Raw genomic sequence first — 15,381 nt, 5'->3', positions numbered from 1 at the left:
GATGCCTGTACCTGCGGTGCGTTGATGTCCGTAGCATCTCTGCATGACGATCACCAATGCGATCGGCCCCGGATTTGATGTAACACGGCCAACCCGTCCGGTTTCCGGAACGGGTGAGGACTCCGGCCTCAACGCGCGTTTCCCGGTGTATCCCAACCTGGTGGGCGATCTCCTGAACTCGGACGGTCCGAGCGTGGCGGCCCGGCAGCTGTCGTCCGTGGCATCCGGGTACGTCTATTCCGACGTCGCGACTCAGGCGACCATGATGACGCGGATGGGGCTCGAGAAAAGTCGGTGCGTCGCCGTCCAGATGTCTGTCGATGCCATGTTCATCAGGTCGACTGCTCATGTGATCCAGAGCGAGGACGGCAGGGTGGTGATCGTCGCGTATCGAGGCACCGAGCCCACCAACGTGATCAGCTGGCTGGCCGACGCAGACCTCTACCCGGATCGCATCCCGTTTCTCGCGGCTCAGGGCCTGAGCGTCGAACAGACTCGAGATGACGAACGACTCGTGCACGGCGGCTTCTACCGCAACTTCCGCGCCACCAAGCTCGCGATCATCGAGCAACTCTACAAAGCGAGGAACGGACACCTCCTGGGACCGGCCGCAGACTGCTGTGAGCAATGTGTGGACGCCGAGGCAACGAACTCACCGCAGGGGCGGCTCGGGCAGCCGCTTCCCGGCCCGATCCAGCCTGCGGAAAGTGTCTTCTTGACCGGACACAGCTTTGGTGGCGCACAGGCGACCTTGATGGCGACGGCACTGCGGTTCGACCCGGTCTATTCGGAAGCATTCGAGGGAATATCCAGGGCCACGTACACATTCGGCCAGCCCATGGTCGGTACGCCACAGTTCGCCGACTTCTGTGCCGATGACGAGGCGCTGCAGCAGAACACGTACCGCTTCATCTACCAACGTGATCCGGTGCCGCATCTACCACCGACCGCTACGGGACGCTTCAAGCATTTCGGACAGGAGTTCCGCTACGAGCGTGCTCCCTGGGAATGTGAGCCGCGGTGGCATGGTCCGCAAGGTCGCCCGACTGGACAAGACAGTGGTCTGCTCGGATTGGTCGGTATGCCGCTGGCCTTTGTGACCCGCCAGATTCCGGTGCTGCGGGCAATCCCGTTCGAGTACTCGATCGACGATCATTTTCCGCATCACTATGTATCCGCAGCGACACCACTCGATCGTCCCAACGAGTACGGCGACCATTTGGTCGTCGCCCCCAAGTCGAAGGGTTTCGGGCCGTTCAGATGGTGACCCGCACCTCGTGCCGACCGCCGAGGTCGACGTCGATGATCGCCGTTCCGTCGCTGTCCGCCTTGATACTGGGTTCCACCGCGCCGTCGACCCGATAGGTCTGCCGGGGGCGCAATCGGCCGATCCGCAGCGGCGTGCGAACTTCGCCGGCACCCGGGTGGAGGACGAGGTCGAGTCCGGTCCCGTCGCTGACCGCCTTGGCGACAAGCACTTCGGGGTAGGCGGCCTCGGTGAGCATGGGTCCCGATCGCCACGCGTCGGGCACCCGTCCGTTGATCAGCCCCTGCAGGCTGTCCTTGCCGACGAACCGGGAGAAGGCGTACGCGCAATTGACCCAGGTGGACACGCCCTCCAGCTTCTGGGCGCCGTCGGGCGACCGGTCGACGTCGGTGTTGATCCGAATGTGGTGGGAAACCCCTTGTACGACTTCGTCATCGCCCATTTCTCTGGCCGCGCAGAGCACGTTGACCCAGGCCCATGCGTCGCCGAGGTGGTACGAGCCGACGTCGAGCCGATCGATGGGTCGGATGCGGAGCTCCACCTTGTCACCGTGAACGCGAAGTCGATGAGTGCGCAGCGAGGACCAGGTCTCCTCCGCGAGGTCCGGCATGATGCCGTTGAGCCAGTAGACCATGACGGCGTCGTTGGCCAGCATCGGCGGCATCTTCAGGCCCATCGGTCCGCGTCCGAACAGGAATCTGCCGTTCCCCAGTAGATATCCGTTGTGTACCAGCGAATCTCGCGTCTTGTCGATCAGGTTGTCGGTGAGGTCGGTGTCGTGGAGGCGGTCGTAGCCGGCCAGCCCGGCGAGCGCGATGGTGTTGCACATCGGGTAGATGAGGTGCGGCTCGCACGGATACATCGTGTCGGGGCTGGCATGCATGTTGTTCTCGATGGCCCGGGCGATCTTGGTGAACCCGTAGTCGTACGTATTGCGGCGGTTCCACACGAGGGGGAGCGCGCCGTCGGCGTCAAAGCTGTGGTCGTCGTTCATGGTTTCGTACATGGCGAGCATCGCTGCGAAGAAGCCGGTGTACATGACGTTCGCGAACACCATCGGGTCGGGATTCCACCGCAGGTATCCGGCCAGACGTTCGGTTGCCCAATAGCCCCACACGCGTTTGTCGCACATCTTGCGAATGAGGTTGCCCTGGGCCTCAGCGAGGTAGCCGCCGAACGCCGGTGTGCGGGTGTATTGCGCCAGGGACAGGGCGTACGACGCGTAGGCCAGCTGATATCGGAGAGCGCTGCCGCCGATCTGTTCCAGCCGGGTGAACCCGGTGAAGTCATCGACCGGCTGGAGCGCCAGATCGAACAGATAGCGCTGCGACGCCAACTCGTCGGGCGTCGACTCGGTGACCGTCACGCTCGTCTCCGGGCTCAACCGCAGGGACGGACGATACGGGGCGCTCTGCAGTGATTCGGTCATCATCTTCCAGACGTGAGGAGGGGCGAACACTCGATGGGAACGCCAACAGCAGGCCGACGAAGGCGGCTGCGAGCGGCAGCACGTGCATCACGGTGTGCAGGGTGACGTTGTGTACGTGATAGAGCGACGCGACATGCATGTCGAGCGCCATCAACTCCAGGCTCGCGATGGCGATGCCGACGCAGGCGCAGCCGACGATTTGACTCCGGGTGCAGGGGTCGTCTCCCCGACGCATGAGCCTCGACGCAACACGTATGGCGACAGCGGCCAGGAGGAGAGCGCCTGCGGTGCGTACCAGCCAGATGGTCTGCGCGGCATCGCCGGTGGCGATTCCGCATGTCACCAGGAGTGCGCTCATGGCCAGGTAGACACCCAGCCCGACTGCGACGAAACGCAACGTCCAGGCAGCGACCCCGGTTCGGGTGTCAAGGGTGCGATCGGGGTGCCGCGGTGGCAGAAACGCCGCCGACGCTTCGCCGGGAGCCGGCCGGTTCGCGGTGGGGGCAAAGCCGTCGTCGCTGAGCGCACGACGCGCCCGCCACGGTGCCAGCCGGTGATAGACGGCTATCAGCAGCGCTGCGACGATGCAGCAGGCCATCGCAACCCTCCGTATCTGGAAACATGGCGTTCCAGATACGCTATCGCGTTTGCGTCTCAGATGTAACCGGGATCACTCGTCTATCCGCGGAAGCGACGACGCTCGCGCCAGTCCGACACCATTCGGCCGGTCTGGGTCCGCAGGTCGGCGGCCACATCGAGGACCGAGACGTCGGGTCGCCGCAACGCGCGGGCGGTGGTACCCGCCAGTGCGGATGGCGGCGTCATCGCGGCGGGCGGTTGGACGCGGTTGTAGATGTCGCTGAGCACCGCAGCATATTCGGGGCGTTCGCGGGCGCGGTGATAGAGCTCGTACTCCAGCGGCGACGGCGGGAGGCCCGCGGCCAGGAAATTGGTCCACTGGTAGATCTCGATGCAATCGCGTTCACGCTGCCGAGCCCAGTCGGCGGTGGCGCGGTCGACGGTCTGCGGATCGGGTGGGCCGGCGTGCCCGGCGCGGGTACCCAGGACGGGCGCGAGGTATTCGCCGAGCAGTCGCCCGTAGCGGTAGGCGTCGCGAATTCCCTGCGCGGTGACCGGATCCTTGAAGTGCCCGGCGTCGCCGGGAAGCACCCAGCCTGGCCCGCTTGACGTCCGGAAGTACGATTCGATCCCCGTGCAGGCACGCACCCTCGAGGCCAACTCGCAACCTTCGAGGCGCTTTGCCAGGCCGGGCAGATTCTGGATGCCCTGCAGGTAGGCATCGGTCACCTTGCGTCCGCGGAACTGGGGGATGAGATCGATGGGCGGTTGCAGCAGGCACAGCAGTTCGCCGCCGTCGCACGGGAACGCGGTGCCCAGGAGACCCTCGACCCGCCACTGGGATGCGATGTGGCGCAGGTCGTCTCGATCATCCTTCCAGTAGGCGAAGTAGCAGGCACGGCCGCTCGGTGCGCTGATGATCGGTGTGCGTGCGCCCACTTGTTCGGCGACAAAGCTCTTGCGACCGTCGGCGCCGATCACGATCGGCGCGCGCACCACGTGACGGCGCTCATCGGCGTCGGAGTATTCGATTCCGGCGGCACGCCCGCCGTCCCAGATCACCTTGGTGGCGGTGCACTGTTCACGAATCTCGGCGCCCGCGGTCTTGGCGGTACGGACCAGTGCGTCGTCGAGGTGGGTGCGTCGGACGCACATCCCGTAGTCGATCCCGGATACCGCGGAATATGGAGTGCGCCAGCCTATCTCGTCGAGTATTGCCTCGGCGATCGGCATGCGTGGCGCGCCGATTGCCTCCACAGCGCCAAGCGCGCCGAGGGCGTGGATCTCGGCCATCGTCGACGGCCACAACAGATGTGTGGAGAGGGTGTCGGACGGGAAGCGGGCCGAATCGATGGCGAGGACGTTCAGGCCGCGCTGCGCGAGTGCGATCGCGGTTGCCGCGCCCGCGCAACGCGCTCCCACAATGACCGCATCGAAATACTCGCTGTCACCCGACGGAACGCCATCCTGCTCCTCGACACCCGATCCGCTCCCCGCAGCGTTCATCACCGACTCCCGCCCATTCTTCTTGGACACATTGTCTGACACAGTGTCAGGAGACCGTATTGCCTGCGCACAGAGGGTGTCAAGGGTGGCGTAGCATCCTGGCCATGGGATCGGTGACCAGGCCCGCGTCGAATGCGAGTCAACGTCGCGGCGAGGTCACCGAACGGGTGCTCACCGCGGTAGAACAACTGCTGGCCGACGGCGAACGATTCACCGAGATCCCGGTGCAACGGATCGCGGAGAGTTCGGGAATGTCGCGTCCGGCGTTTTACCAGTACTTTCCGAACAAGAGTGAGGTCCTCATCCAGGTGGCCGACGTGGCCTCCCAGGAGTTCTTCGCCGGACCCGCACGCTGGTTTGCCGACGACGGCTCCCTGGGCCGCGGGGTCGACGGCGTCGCGGCGGCAATCCGAATGATGGTGTCGGAGTTCCGGAAACACTGGTCGCTCATGCGCGCGCTGAGCGAGGTCGCTGCCTACGACGCCCGGGTCGCGGACTTCTGGTTCGGTCGCATCGAGTCGTTCATTGCCGCCGCGTCGGGACAGGTCGACCGCTGGCGTGCCGACGGCCGGGTGGACGCAAGCGTGACCAGGGAGTCGGTGGCGGCGGTGACCTGGATGGTCGAACGGTCGGTGACCCAGCACGTCCTGCATCCCGACGACGACACGCCGGATGCGGACGAACGGTTGGTTGCGGCACTGTCGCGCACGATCTGGCTCACCATCACCGGCGGTCCCCGCTGATCCGACTCACAGCCGACGTCCAGCATCGATGGATACGTTGGGCCCATGACCTCCACACTGCACACCGACCCCGTCGCGTCGACCATCGCCGCGATGTACGACGACGCCCGAGCGCAATTCGACCGGGCGGCAGGCGGCGGACGTCCGCGATTGTCCGACGACGCAACCGCGCAGGAACGGGCCGACGCGGCGAGCGACGCGTACATGCCGGTGAGTCCGATGGCCGGACAGCTGATGTACTCGCTGGTCCGGGCCACTCGGCCGGACGTCGTCGTCGAATTCGGGATGTCGTACGGAATCTCGACGCTGCATCTGGCCGCCGCGGTCCGCGACAACGGCCACGGCCAGGTCCACACAACCGAGATGAGCGCCAAGAAACTCGCTGCCGCGGCCGACACGTTTTCTCGAGTGGGCTTGGACGATGTGATCACCATCCACGCCGGCGACGCGCTCACCACCCTCGCCGACCTCGACGGACCGGTGGGCTTCCTCTTTCTCGACGGCTGGAAGGACATGTATCTTCCGGTGCTCGAGCTGCTCGAGGACCGGCTGCCGTCAGGGACGCTCATTCTCGCCGACAACACCGAACGCGAGGGGGTCGCGCCGTACCTGGCGCGGGTTCGGGACCCGGAGGCCGGCTATGCCGGCGTCAACTTCCCTGGCAAGGGCGCCGACACGATGGAGTTGAGCGTTCGGCTCTGAGGCGAAGGGCGGCCCAGGGAGGTGTTACCGACACTCTGTGTCCTGTCGGAGAGTCTGTGTGCTGCAGCACCCAGTTGACCCGATTCGACACAGGGTGTGGCCAGGAATCGAGTTGGGTTGGAGACCGTGTTGAATGTCGGGGACGGTCGACGAGGAGGGATGGGCGCGGATGGGCAGGTTTGACGGGGTTGGGACGCTGTATCGCGTGTTTCGGGGTGAACAGGTCGGCGAACCATTCGCGACGCCGCACGTGGTGGTCGCCGACGGTCGTCACCGGCTGCTCAAGCGCTACGACCCGACGGGCACGCGGATCGATGCTCCGCCGGTGCTCCTGATCCCGCCGCTCGCGGTGTCGTCGAGTTGCTACGACCTCGCCCCCGGCCTCTCGTTCATCGAGTTCCTGACTTCGACCGGGCGGACCGTCTACCTCGTCGACTTCGGGGACATGGATCGCACGGACCGCGATCTCGGGTTCGCCGGTTTCTTCGCCGACATCGTTCCGGAAGCGATTCGACGAGTGATCGGCGACAGCGGTGCCGAGATGGTCGACCTGGTGGCGTGGAGCATCGGCGGCACCCTGGGGTTCCTCACCCTGGCCGCAGACCCGGGGCTCCCGGTGAGGTCGATGACGGCCGTCGGCACGCCGCTCGACTACGCGCCGGTTGCCATGTACCGGCTGGGCAGAGCACTCACGCGGCCGACGAATGGCAAGGCGATCACGGTGGTCTTGCGCGCGCTCGGTGGTATCCCGGCGCCAGTGGTGCGCACGGTGTATCGCGCAACCGCATGGCAGCGCGAACTGAAGAAGCCGGGCTACATCATGAGCAACGCCGACAATCCCGACGCGCTCGCGAGAATGCAGGCCATCGATCGGTTTCAGGCCACGATGCCCGGATATCCGGGCAAGGTGTCCGAGGAGATGTGGGAGAACTTCGTCTATCGTGCCGAACTTGCCGGCGGTACATTGCATTTCGGCGACCGGGTGCTGGAACTCTCGTCGATCACCCAGCCCATCGCCCTCTTCGGCAGTCACCGCGACGCGATCGTCAGTTGGGAGGCCGCGCATCACGGCGTCGAGCTGTTCGACGGTGCGCAGCACGTCGAGTTCACGACGGTCGAGTCGAGTCACCTCGGCTTGATCGCCGGGTCCGACGCTGTCGCACACACCTGGCCGCGGATCGACGAGTTCCTGCGGGAACTCGATTCGCGGCCAGGTAGCGACGGTCACCAGGCCTTCGAGGCTCCTCGCTAGCGCTCGTCGCACCTCAGGCAGCGGTAAGCGGCTGTGCGCTTGTCGCACCTCAGGCAGCGGTAGGCGGCTGTGCGCTTGTCGCACCTCAGGCAGCGGTAGGCGGCTGTGCGCTTGTCGCACCTCACGCAGCGGTAGGCGGCTGTGCGCTCGTCGCACCTCAGGCAGTGGGCTGATCCTAGAGTTGTTGTCGGCGTAGGTGATCGAGCCAGGCATGCACGAGGGGCACCACGCTGGCGCCTTCGCCGCTGGCCGCCGCGACGCGTTTCATCGAGCCGGATCGGATGTCGCCGGCGGCGAACACACCGGGGGTGCTGGTGGCGAGGTTCGGCGGCGGCAGACCGTCGGCCCAGCGCTCGCGCGGTACGTCCCGTCCGGTGAGGACGAAGCCGTCGTCGTCGCGGTCGACCTCCGGTGGCAGCCAGTCGCAGGTGGGTTCGGCGCCGATCAGCACGAAAAGTCCACCGGCGGTGACCTGTTCGGTGTTTCCGGTGGGTCGGTCGCAGAGCTGCAACCACTCGAGTCGTCCGTCGCCGCCACCGTCGATGACGTCGCAATTGCCGCGCACCGATATCCGGGGGTTGAACGTGATCTCGCCGATGAGGTACTGGGACATGGTGGCGCGGAGATCTTCTCGACGGATCACGATGGTCACCGACCGCGCGTGCCGCGCCAGATGGATCGCCGCCTGTCCGGCGGAATTGCCGCCCCCGATCACGAACACGTCACGACCGTCCATCTCGCGGGCCGCCGACATCGCTGCCCCGTAGTGCACACCGCGCCCGACAAGGTGCTCGAGTGGATCGATACCCAGACGGCGATAGGTGACGCCCGTGCTGATCAACACGGCTCGCGCGACGACGTCGCCGCCCTCGGTGCACATGCGATGCGGTGTGCCGTCGGTTCCGGGCAGGATCGACTGCACGTCCCATCCCGTATAGAACTGGGCCCCGAACCGCACGGCCTGCGTCCGGGCCCGCTGCGCGAGTCGCATGCCGGAGATTCCGCGCGGGAAGCCGAGGTAGTTCCGGATCATCGAACTCGTCCCGGCCTGCCCCCCGATCGCCTCGGATTCGATGACGACCGTCGAAAGTCCTTCCGAGGCAGCGTAAACCGCTGCTGCGAGTCCGGCAGGTCCCGAACCGATGACGGCGAGGTCGACCACGGTGCCCACGTCGACATCTGACGGCCGTCCGTAGATGAGCACGGCCACGTCGCGCACCGTCTCGGCCGCGATGACCGATCGCCCGTCGTCGGCGCGCAGGGAATGCACCAGCGGGTAGACGCCGACGCTGGACGCGAGTTCCTCGGCCTGTCGGCCCTCTGGACTGTCCGGCGGGTAGGTGCGGTTGGGCATGCCCATGCGATCGAGGAAGTCGCGGATCGCCAGCGACAGCAGCGTCGTCGTGGGCGTGATGATGCGGATCGCGTCGACTTCGGGTGCCGCCACCGTTGCGCCCCAGTCGGAGAGCATTTCGGTTATGGCGTAATGGAATTCCTCATCCCGGGCGCCACGGGGCAGTAGCAGGAACGTGTCGAACTTGCCCTTCTGCAGCGCCGGCCGCAACGTGGTGGTGTGCTCGGCGAAGTTCTGCCACGCGATCACGACCACCCGCCGCGCCGTCGGCACGATGCTCCGGAACGCCGACAGCGCCTCCAGGAGGTTCATGTCGGGCAGTTCGGACGACACCACGATCAGCGCCACCGGATGTCCCTCGCTCGCGAGTCGGCCGAGCAGCGCTATCGCCTCGATTGCACTGCGCGTGCAGGTGACATGGTAATCCCTGGCGTACCTGCTGAATTCGAGCATGAGCGCATCGCCGTGATCGGCCGACACGAGGACAATCGACGGTGTCCGCGGGTCGTCGGCAGCGGCGATGGTGGGTTCGCTGGGTGGTTCGCTCATGAGGGGTGCCCCATGCGACGACACGCTACACGCGAACAGACTCAGGGGGCGACGGACAGCCAGTCGGCGAATCCGGACGGATCGTGGCGTCCCAGGGCGCCGTGCTCGAACAGACCCCACCCCTCGCGGGTGGTGCCGTCGGCTTCGCGACACACCGCCCGGCCGACGTGGTCGATGACGCCGAACGCGGCGCGCCCGATGATCGCCGGGTCGGTCATGTCGTAGGTGAGGCGTTCGGTGAACTTCTCGCCCCGCCACACGCCGTGGATCCAGTCCGGGTCACCGCCGTAGCCGCCGCCGACGTGGATGGGCACCGCGAGCCGGGACTCGACGTCGAGGTGGATCGTCGCGCCGTCGGGGGTGGTCGCGGTGATGGTGGCACCGGTCGGGATGCGGGTGCCCGACGTGTACTGGACGTCGATACGTGGCCAGCCGAGTTGTTCGACCCGCCCGTCCTTCCACACCCGCACGCAATCGTTGAGCGATCGGTACCCGCTCGGTTCCTCCTGGACGATGAGGACCATCTGGAAGTCGTCGAACGCCATCGGGATGTAGAGCCACCACATCCCTTCGAATGGGGGATCGGCGGGCCGTCCGGCCGGTTCGGGTTCGCCGACCGGCCGCAGACCCCACGAGCGGTCCCGGGAACCGATCCAGCGGTCGGGTTCAACGGCGATGTGCTCCCCGTCGATCGTGATCGACCCGGTCCAACTGCCGACCTGGGCGAAACGCTGCGCATCGAGCGTGACCTTGGTGCCCGCGCGCATGAGGTGGGGTTGCTCCAGGATGGGGTCGAACAGCCCGTTCCACGTGAGGTCGACCGCCACGCCCTCGGTCTCGTCGAGGGTGAGATGCAGCCGCCGGAGTGGTTCGGAGACCTCCATCCGGTAGCCGCCGACCTGCTGGTTCAGCCGATCGTCGTCGATGGCGTCGCTGAGGTGGACGGCGGTCTGGACGTCCCCGCGCCGGACGAGGACAAAGGCGTCCTTCACGCCGAGGTTCGGGTAGTAACCGATCCCGGTGATGAGGAAGATGTCGCCGCTGCGGTCATGCGCATTGAGGTAGGCGCGGTCGTAGAAGTTGCGATTCGACTCGCCCGGCCACGCGATCGGTTGGGGCAGTTGATGAATCGGGAACTCGTCGAGTGGTCCCAGGCCCGTCATGTCAGTTCCCTTCGCTCAGCAGGCGTTCGAGCAGACTGCGGTGATAGAACAGTGTGCCGTCGATGTCGTGCGGCGCGTCCATCTCGCCGAAGTGGACGCGGCGCGCGCCGGTGCGCATGAACACGCAACACCATTGGACGCCCGCGTAGATGTAGAACCAGCGCAGGTCACCGAGTTCGACTCCGGTCAGCTCGCGGTAGGTGGATCGAACATCTTCCTCGCGCAACACATCTGGCAGACCCGGGAGTCCGCCGAGGCCGGCCAGTTCCTGGAAGACCATGTGCGCGAAGATCGTCCACGACACGTCGAGTTCGCGTGGGCCCACGGTGGCCATCTCCCAGTCGAGTACCGCGGTCGGCGCGAAGTCTCGGTACATGACGTTGCCGATTCGAGCGTCACCCCAGGTGAGGACGGGATCGGCGGCCGCAATGTCGTCGGGGAAGTTGGCTTCCAGCCAGTCCAGTGCACGCGCGACGAGCGGCGACGGGCCGATTCCCTCGACCGAGTAGTCGTACCAGCGACGCAGCGCGGCGAAGGTACGACGCAGGGGTGTGTCGCCCGGCGGCAGGGCGTCGAGGAGGAAACCGAAGGTCTCGGTCGGATCGGCGATGGCGTGGATGCCGGCGATCACCTTGATCGTCGAATCCTGCAGTGCACGTTGGTCGATGGGCGCGGCGTCGGAAAACCAGTTGTCGCCGAACGTGTACGGCATGACGTCCGGTGGAACCTCCCCGTCTCGTCGTTGCATGACGAAGAACGGCTGACCGAGTAGCTCCCCGGTGGGTTCGAGGAACCGGACCGGCGGGACGGGGACGTCGGTGTGCTCGCCGACCAGGCGCATGACGTCGAACTGATGATTCATCCGGTATTCCGGGAACACCGGGACGTCGGCGTCGGCGGGCGCCATGCGCATCACCCAGTCGTCGGCGTGGCCATCGGCCCAGTCGACATGCAGCGGGATGGTCTCCGACGACATGCCGTTCGCGTCGACTCCGCTCTCCACCGTGACCGTCGGACGCGACGACGCTCCGGACACCGATGTCAACCAGTGCGCGAGGGCCTCGGGAATCGAGGTGCTGTCGCGACTGGATCGCTGGAGATTGTCAACATGCCCGACGGTCGGTTCAGTGGTGTGTTCGGTGGTCGCCATGGCGCCCAGCGTCGCACAGATACGCTACGATGAGTTGCGTAATGGCGAAAAATGCCGATGAGGCTGCTGCAGCACCCGGACGACCGCGGGACGGACGAATCGACGCCGCGGTGCTCGACGCGGCCGCCGAACTGCTCGTCGACGTCGGGTACAGCCGACTGACGATGGCGGCGATCGCCGAACGTGCACAGACCACCAAGACGGCGCTGTACCGGCGCTGGAGCGGCAAACCGGAGCTCGTCCACGAGGCCGCGTTTCCACCGGCCACCACGCTGCCGCCGACGACCGGCGATATCGCCGCAGACATCCGGGCCATGGTCGTGGTGGCCCGCGACCTGTTCGCGAGCCCGGTCACGCGAGCAGCCCTGCCCGGCCTGATCGCCGACATGGGCGCCGACGCCGAACTGGCGACACGCGTCCACGGCCGGTTCGCCGAGGCCTTCGGTGCGGTGCACACCCGTCTTGTCGAGGCCGTCGACAGCGGTGAAGTGCGTACCGACGTCGATGCCGACCGGTTGATCGAGGTGATGGGCGGCGCCGCCATGTTGCGCCTGCTCCTCGACCCCGACGCCGTGCTCGACGACGACTGGGTCGAGCAGATGACGGCGATCGCACTGCACGGCGTGCAACGCTGAGTCCCCGCGCCTGCGACAATCGGTTCCGTGGCCAAGGTCAGACCTCACGTCGTCGTCATCGGAGCCGGGTTCGGCGGACTGCATTGCGCCCGGCGACTCAAACGCAGCGCGGTGGATGTGACGGTGGTGGACCGCGGGACCAGCCACCTGTTCCAGCCGTTGCTCTATCAATGTGCGACGGGACTGCTGTCCGAGGGTGCCATCTCCAGCCCTGTGCGACATTTGTTGCGTCGGCAGCGAAATGCCGACGTGGCGCTCGGCGAGGCGACGGCCGTCGACGCGACCGCGCAGACGGTGACGGTGACGCGCATCGACGGATCCGAATTCGCCCTGCGCTACGACCATCTCGTGGTGGCCGCGGGTATGCGCACCGCTTACCACGGGAACGACGAATTCGCCGCTCACGCACCGGGAATGAAGACCCTCGACGACGCACTCGCGATCCGGCGCCGAGTGATCGGCGCGTTCGAGATGGCCGAATCGGCCTCCGACGCCGACCTGCAGCGGTCGTGGTTGACGTTCGCCGTGGCCGGCGGCGGGCCGACCGGCGTCGAACTCGCCGGCCAGATCCGAGAACTCGCCACACTCGCGCTCGACCGCGAGTTCCGCACCATCGACCCCGAGCGCGCGCGAGTCCTGTTGCTGCACGGCGGAGATCGGGTGCTGCCGAGTTTCGACGCGCGACTGTCCGCGGATGCCCAGCGCACGCTCGATCGGCTCGGGGTGGAGACCCATCTCGGCGTGCATGTCACCGGTGTCGGCGCGGACTACGTCGAAACCACCAGCAAGGCGACGCACGAGGTGGTCCGCTATCCGGCGCGCACCACCCTGTGGACCACCGGCGTCGAGGCGGTGCCGTTCGCAAAGACGCTCGCCGACGCGCTCGGTGTGACCCAGGACCGATCGGGCCGAATCCCGGTGCGGCCGGACCTGTCGGTCGACGGTCACGACAATGTGTGGGTGGTCGGCGACATGAGCTCGCTCGACGACCTGCCGGGCGTCGCGGAGGTGGCCATGCAGGGCGGTCGGCATGTGGGCGCGGTGATCGCCGGGCTCGTCGACGGTCAGCATGACCGTGCGCCGTTCCACTACCGCGACCTCGGCAACGCGGCCTACATCGCACGTCGTCAGGCGGTCGTGCAGGCCGGACGGCTCCGGCTGTCGGGCTCGTTGGGGTGGTTGGCGTGGGGCGTCATCCACATCGCCTTCCTCGCCGGCATCCGCAACCGGATGGGCACGGTGATCTCGTGGTCGGCAACGCTTCTCACCGACTCGCGCCGGGAGCGCGCCATCACCTACGGAGATCCCGAGACGGCACGTCAGCCGTACTCGCGATGACCTGAGAGGTAGTGGACCGCGGCGCTTGACCGGAGGACCCTGGGGGCAGGCGAAATCACCTCTAGGAGGCGACCATGATCGGGCGCAACCGTTTTGGCCAACCCACCGGCCCGCCCACCGAATCCAGCCCCCGGTGGCTGAGCGTCGTGTTGCGCTGCGACCGTTCGGGTTCGGGCTGGTACATCGGGCTCGGCTTCTTCTTCGCGCCGCTGGTACTGGCGCTCGATCCGTGGCCGATCGCGGTGGCCATTGCATGGACGGCGATCGCGCTGTTCGGTCTGTGGCTCGGCATCCTCGGCGTGTTCATGGCCATCGGACTCGGTCGCGTGTTGCGCTCGGGCGAGACGGTTCCCGACGAGTACTGGATGGCGCTGCTGGGTGACCGGTCGGGTCAACTGAGCAGCCGCCACAGCCCGATCAGCCCGACGACCACGATGACGCCGCGAAGGGCGTTGGGTGACAGTCGCCTTCCGTAGCGGGCGCCGACAACGCCACCGACGAGGGAGCCGGCTGCGATCAGTCCGGCGGCCGTCCAGTTGATGCGGTCGAAGGCGACGATGGTGTATGCCAGGGCGGCAACGACATTGACGACGAGACTGAGCAGGTTCTTCGCGGCGTTCATCCGCTGCAGATCGTCGGGGACGATCACACCGAGGGCGCCGATCAGCAGGATACCTTGCGCCGCGGTGAAATAGCCGCCGTAGACGCCGACCGCGAAGGTGGCGACAACCATCGCGGCGGTGCGGGCCGGTGTCATCGGGAGCCGCTCGCCGTGGAGAAGCCCAGTGCGTGCGAACACCCGGCGCTGGATGCGCGGCTGGATCACGACGAGGATCAGTGCCCCGATCAGCAACACCGGAACGACGGCCTCGAACACCGTCTCGGGCAGATGCAGAAGCAGCCAGCATCCGAGAAGTGCGCCGGTGAAGGACGCGGGAAGCTGCCAGCGCAGTTGTGGCCACTGGCCTTCGAGCTCGCGTCGGTAACCCCATGTCCCCGACACACCGCCCGCGACGAGGCCGACGGCGTTGGACATCGTCGCGCTCACCGGCGGCACACCGAAGGCGACCAGGGTGGGGAAGGTGATCAGGGTTCCGCTGCCGACCAGCGCGTTGATGGCGCCGGCCCCGACGCCGGCGATGGCGATGGCGAGCAGTTCGACGGGCGTCACCCCTCCACCGTCGCATGTGGCTCCCCACCGGCGACACCCGGTTCTACACTCGGACGATGACCGCAACCGACGACGTTGTCGAGAAGATCCTGTCCACCTACGACACCATCACGGTGGTCGGCGCGAGTGCCAACACCGCGAAGGCGGCGAACGAGGTGCCTGCGTACATGCAGGAACATGGGTGGCGGATCATCCCGGTCAATCCGACAGCGCAGGAGATCGTGGGCGAGACCGTCTATCCGACGCTGGCCGACGTCCCCGAGCAGGTGGGCCTCGTCGATGTCTTCCGTCCGGGACCCGAGTGTGCCGAGGTGGCGCGACAGGCGGTCGCCTCGGGTGCCACCGCGCTGTGGCTGCAGCTCGGTATCCGATCCGACGAGGCGCGGGAGATCGCCGAATCGGCCGGGTTGCTCTACGTCGAGGATCGGTGCCTGATCATCGAACAGCGTCGCACCGGCCTGCGCGCGCCGCGCAGCTGACCGGTGCCGCCATGTTCCGCCTCCACGACCCGCTGACCGACGGGCAATTGGCGCTGTTCCTTGC

The 15,381-nt window shown here is 66.7% G+C and carries 15 protein-coding genes; 8 read left to right on the top strand and 7 right to left on the bottom strand.

What is annotated here, in order from left to right; genetic code table 11:
• Window positions 1-43: 43 nt before the first annotated feature.
• Complete coding sequence (locus MKW15_RS00620) at window positions 44-1,267, top strand: lipase family protein (protein ID WP_240855105.1); 1,224 nt, start codon at window positions 44-46, stop codon at window positions 1,265-1,267.
• Here MKW15_RS00620 and MKW15_RS00615 read toward each other — a convergent pair.
• The 3 genes from MKW15_RS00615 to MKW15_RS00605 all read right to left on the bottom strand — a co-directional run bounded on the left by MKW15_RS00615 (window position 1,257) and on the right by MKW15_RS00605 (window position 4,811).
• Window positions 1,257-2,633 (bottom strand): linalool dehydratase/isomerase domain-containing protein, encoded by a 1,377-nt coding sequence (locus MKW15_RS00615; protein ID WP_240855103.1) that lies wholly within the window; start codon window positions 2,631-2,633, stop codon window positions 1,257-1,259. The genes MKW15_RS00620 and MKW15_RS00615 overlap by 11 nt on opposite strands.
• Window positions 2,554-3,294 (bottom strand): hypothetical protein, encoded by a 741-nt coding sequence (locus tag MKW15_RS00610; RefSeq protein ID WP_240855101.1) that lies wholly within the window; start codon window positions 3,292-3,294, stop codon window positions 2,554-2,556. Before MKW15_RS00610 ends, MKW15_RS00615 begins: the two co-directional genes overlap by 80 nt.
• A gap of 80 nt (window positions 3,295-3,374) precedes the next feature.
• Window positions 3,375-4,811, bottom strand: coding sequence for an NAD(P)/FAD-dependent oxidoreductase (locus MKW15_RS00605; protein ID WP_240855099.1), 1,437 nt, complete (start codon window positions 4,809-4,811; stop codon window positions 3,375-3,377).
• Between the two features lie 74 nt (window positions 4,812-4,885).
• Here MKW15_RS00605 and MKW15_RS00600 point away from each other — a divergent pair, with 74 nt between their 5' ends.
• From MKW15_RS00600 to MKW15_RS00590, 3 genes are all read left to right on the top strand, one after another.
• The gene (locus MKW15_RS00600) at window positions 4,886-5,524 is read left to right on the top strand and encodes a TetR/AcrR family transcriptional regulator (RefSeq protein ID WP_240855096.1); all 639 of its coding nucleotides are present in this window, start codon (window positions 4,886-4,888) and stop codon (window positions 5,522-5,524) included.
• Between the two features lie 45 nt (window positions 5,525-5,569).
• A complete protein-coding gene (locus MKW15_RS00595; RefSeq protein WP_240855095.1) occupies window positions 5,570-6,226 on the top strand; it encodes an O-methyltransferase in 657 nt (218 codons plus the stop codon).
• Window positions 6,227-6,395: 169 nt separating this feature from the next.
• The gene (locus tag MKW15_RS00590; RefSeq protein ID WP_240855093.1) at window positions 6,396-7,478 is read left to right on the top strand and encodes an alpha/beta hydrolase; all 1,083 of its coding nucleotides are present in this window, start codon (window positions 6,396-6,398) and stop codon (window positions 7,476-7,478) included.
• Window positions 7,479-7,653: 175 nt separating this feature from the next.
• Here the strand turns inward: MKW15_RS00590 and MKW15_RS00585 are convergent, their stop codons facing one another.
• The 3 genes from MKW15_RS00585 to MKW15_RS00575 are packed head-to-tail and all read right to left on the bottom strand — an operon-like array spanning window position 7,654 to window position 11,694.
• On the bottom strand, window positions 7,654-9,381 hold the full coding sequence (locus MKW15_RS00585) for an NAD(P)/FAD-dependent oxidoreductase (RefSeq protein ID WP_240855091.1): 1,728 nt from the start codon (window positions 9,379-9,381) through the stop codon (window positions 7,654-7,656).
• Window positions 9,382-9,422: 41 nt separating this feature from the next.
• Window positions 9,423-10,544, bottom strand: coding sequence for a hypothetical protein (locus MKW15_RS00580; RefSeq protein WP_240855089.1), 1,122 nt, complete (start codon window positions 10,542-10,544; stop codon window positions 9,423-9,425).
• A 1-nt stretch (window position 10,545) separates the two neighbouring features.
• Window positions 10,546-11,694, bottom strand: coding sequence for a phosphotransferase family protein (locus tag MKW15_RS00575; protein WP_240855088.1), 1,149 nt, complete (start codon window positions 11,692-11,694; stop codon window positions 10,546-10,548).
• Window positions 11,695-11,735: 41 nt separating this feature from the next.
• On the opposite strand from MKW15_RS00575, the gene MKW15_RS00570 reads away from it, so the two are divergent.
• From MKW15_RS00570 to MKW15_RS00560, 3 genes are all read left to right on the top strand, one after another.
• On the top strand, window positions 11,736-12,329 hold the full coding sequence (locus MKW15_RS00570) for a TetR/AcrR family transcriptional regulator (protein WP_240855086.1): 594 nt from the start codon (window positions 11,736-11,738) through the stop codon (window positions 12,327-12,329).
• Window positions 12,330-12,356: 27 nt separating this feature from the next.
• Window positions 12,357-13,667: an NAD(P)/FAD-dependent oxidoreductase gene (locus MKW15_RS00565; protein ID WP_240855085.1), complete on the top strand. Its 1,311-nt coding sequence runs from the start codon at window positions 12,357-12,359 to the stop codon at window positions 13,665-13,667.
• 74 nt (window positions 13,668-13,741) lie between these two features.
• Complete coding sequence (locus MKW15_RS00560; RefSeq protein WP_240855084.1) at window positions 13,742-14,143, top strand: hypothetical protein; 402 nt, start codon at window positions 13,742-13,744, stop codon at window positions 14,141-14,143.
• On the opposite strand, the gene MKW15_RS00555 is transcribed toward MKW15_RS00560, so the two are convergent.
• Entirely contained in the window at window positions 14,059-14,838 is a 780-nt protein-coding gene (locus tag MKW15_RS00555; RefSeq protein WP_240855083.1) for a sulfite exporter TauE/SafE family protein, read from the bottom strand. The two genes, MKW15_RS00560 and MKW15_RS00555, sit on opposite strands and share 85 nt — an antisense overlap.
• A gap of 56 nt (window positions 14,839-14,894) precedes the next feature.
• On the opposite strand from MKW15_RS00555, the gene MKW15_RS00550 reads away from it, so the two are divergent.
• A complete protein-coding gene (locus MKW15_RS00550) occupies window positions 14,895-15,317 on the top strand; it encodes a CoA-binding protein (RefSeq protein WP_240855082.1) in 423 nt (140 codons plus the stop codon).
• The last annotated feature ends 64 nt before the right edge of the window (window positions 15,318-15,381 follow it).

The sequence above is a fragment of the Gordonia gummivorans genome, assembly GCF_022513585.1.
Classification (GTDB): Bacteria; Actinomycetota; Actinomycetes; order Mycobacteriales; family Mycobacteriaceae; genus Gordonia.
Note: the sequence above shows the minus strand (reverse complement) of the source record. Positions and strands in the feature narration are given on the sequence as shown.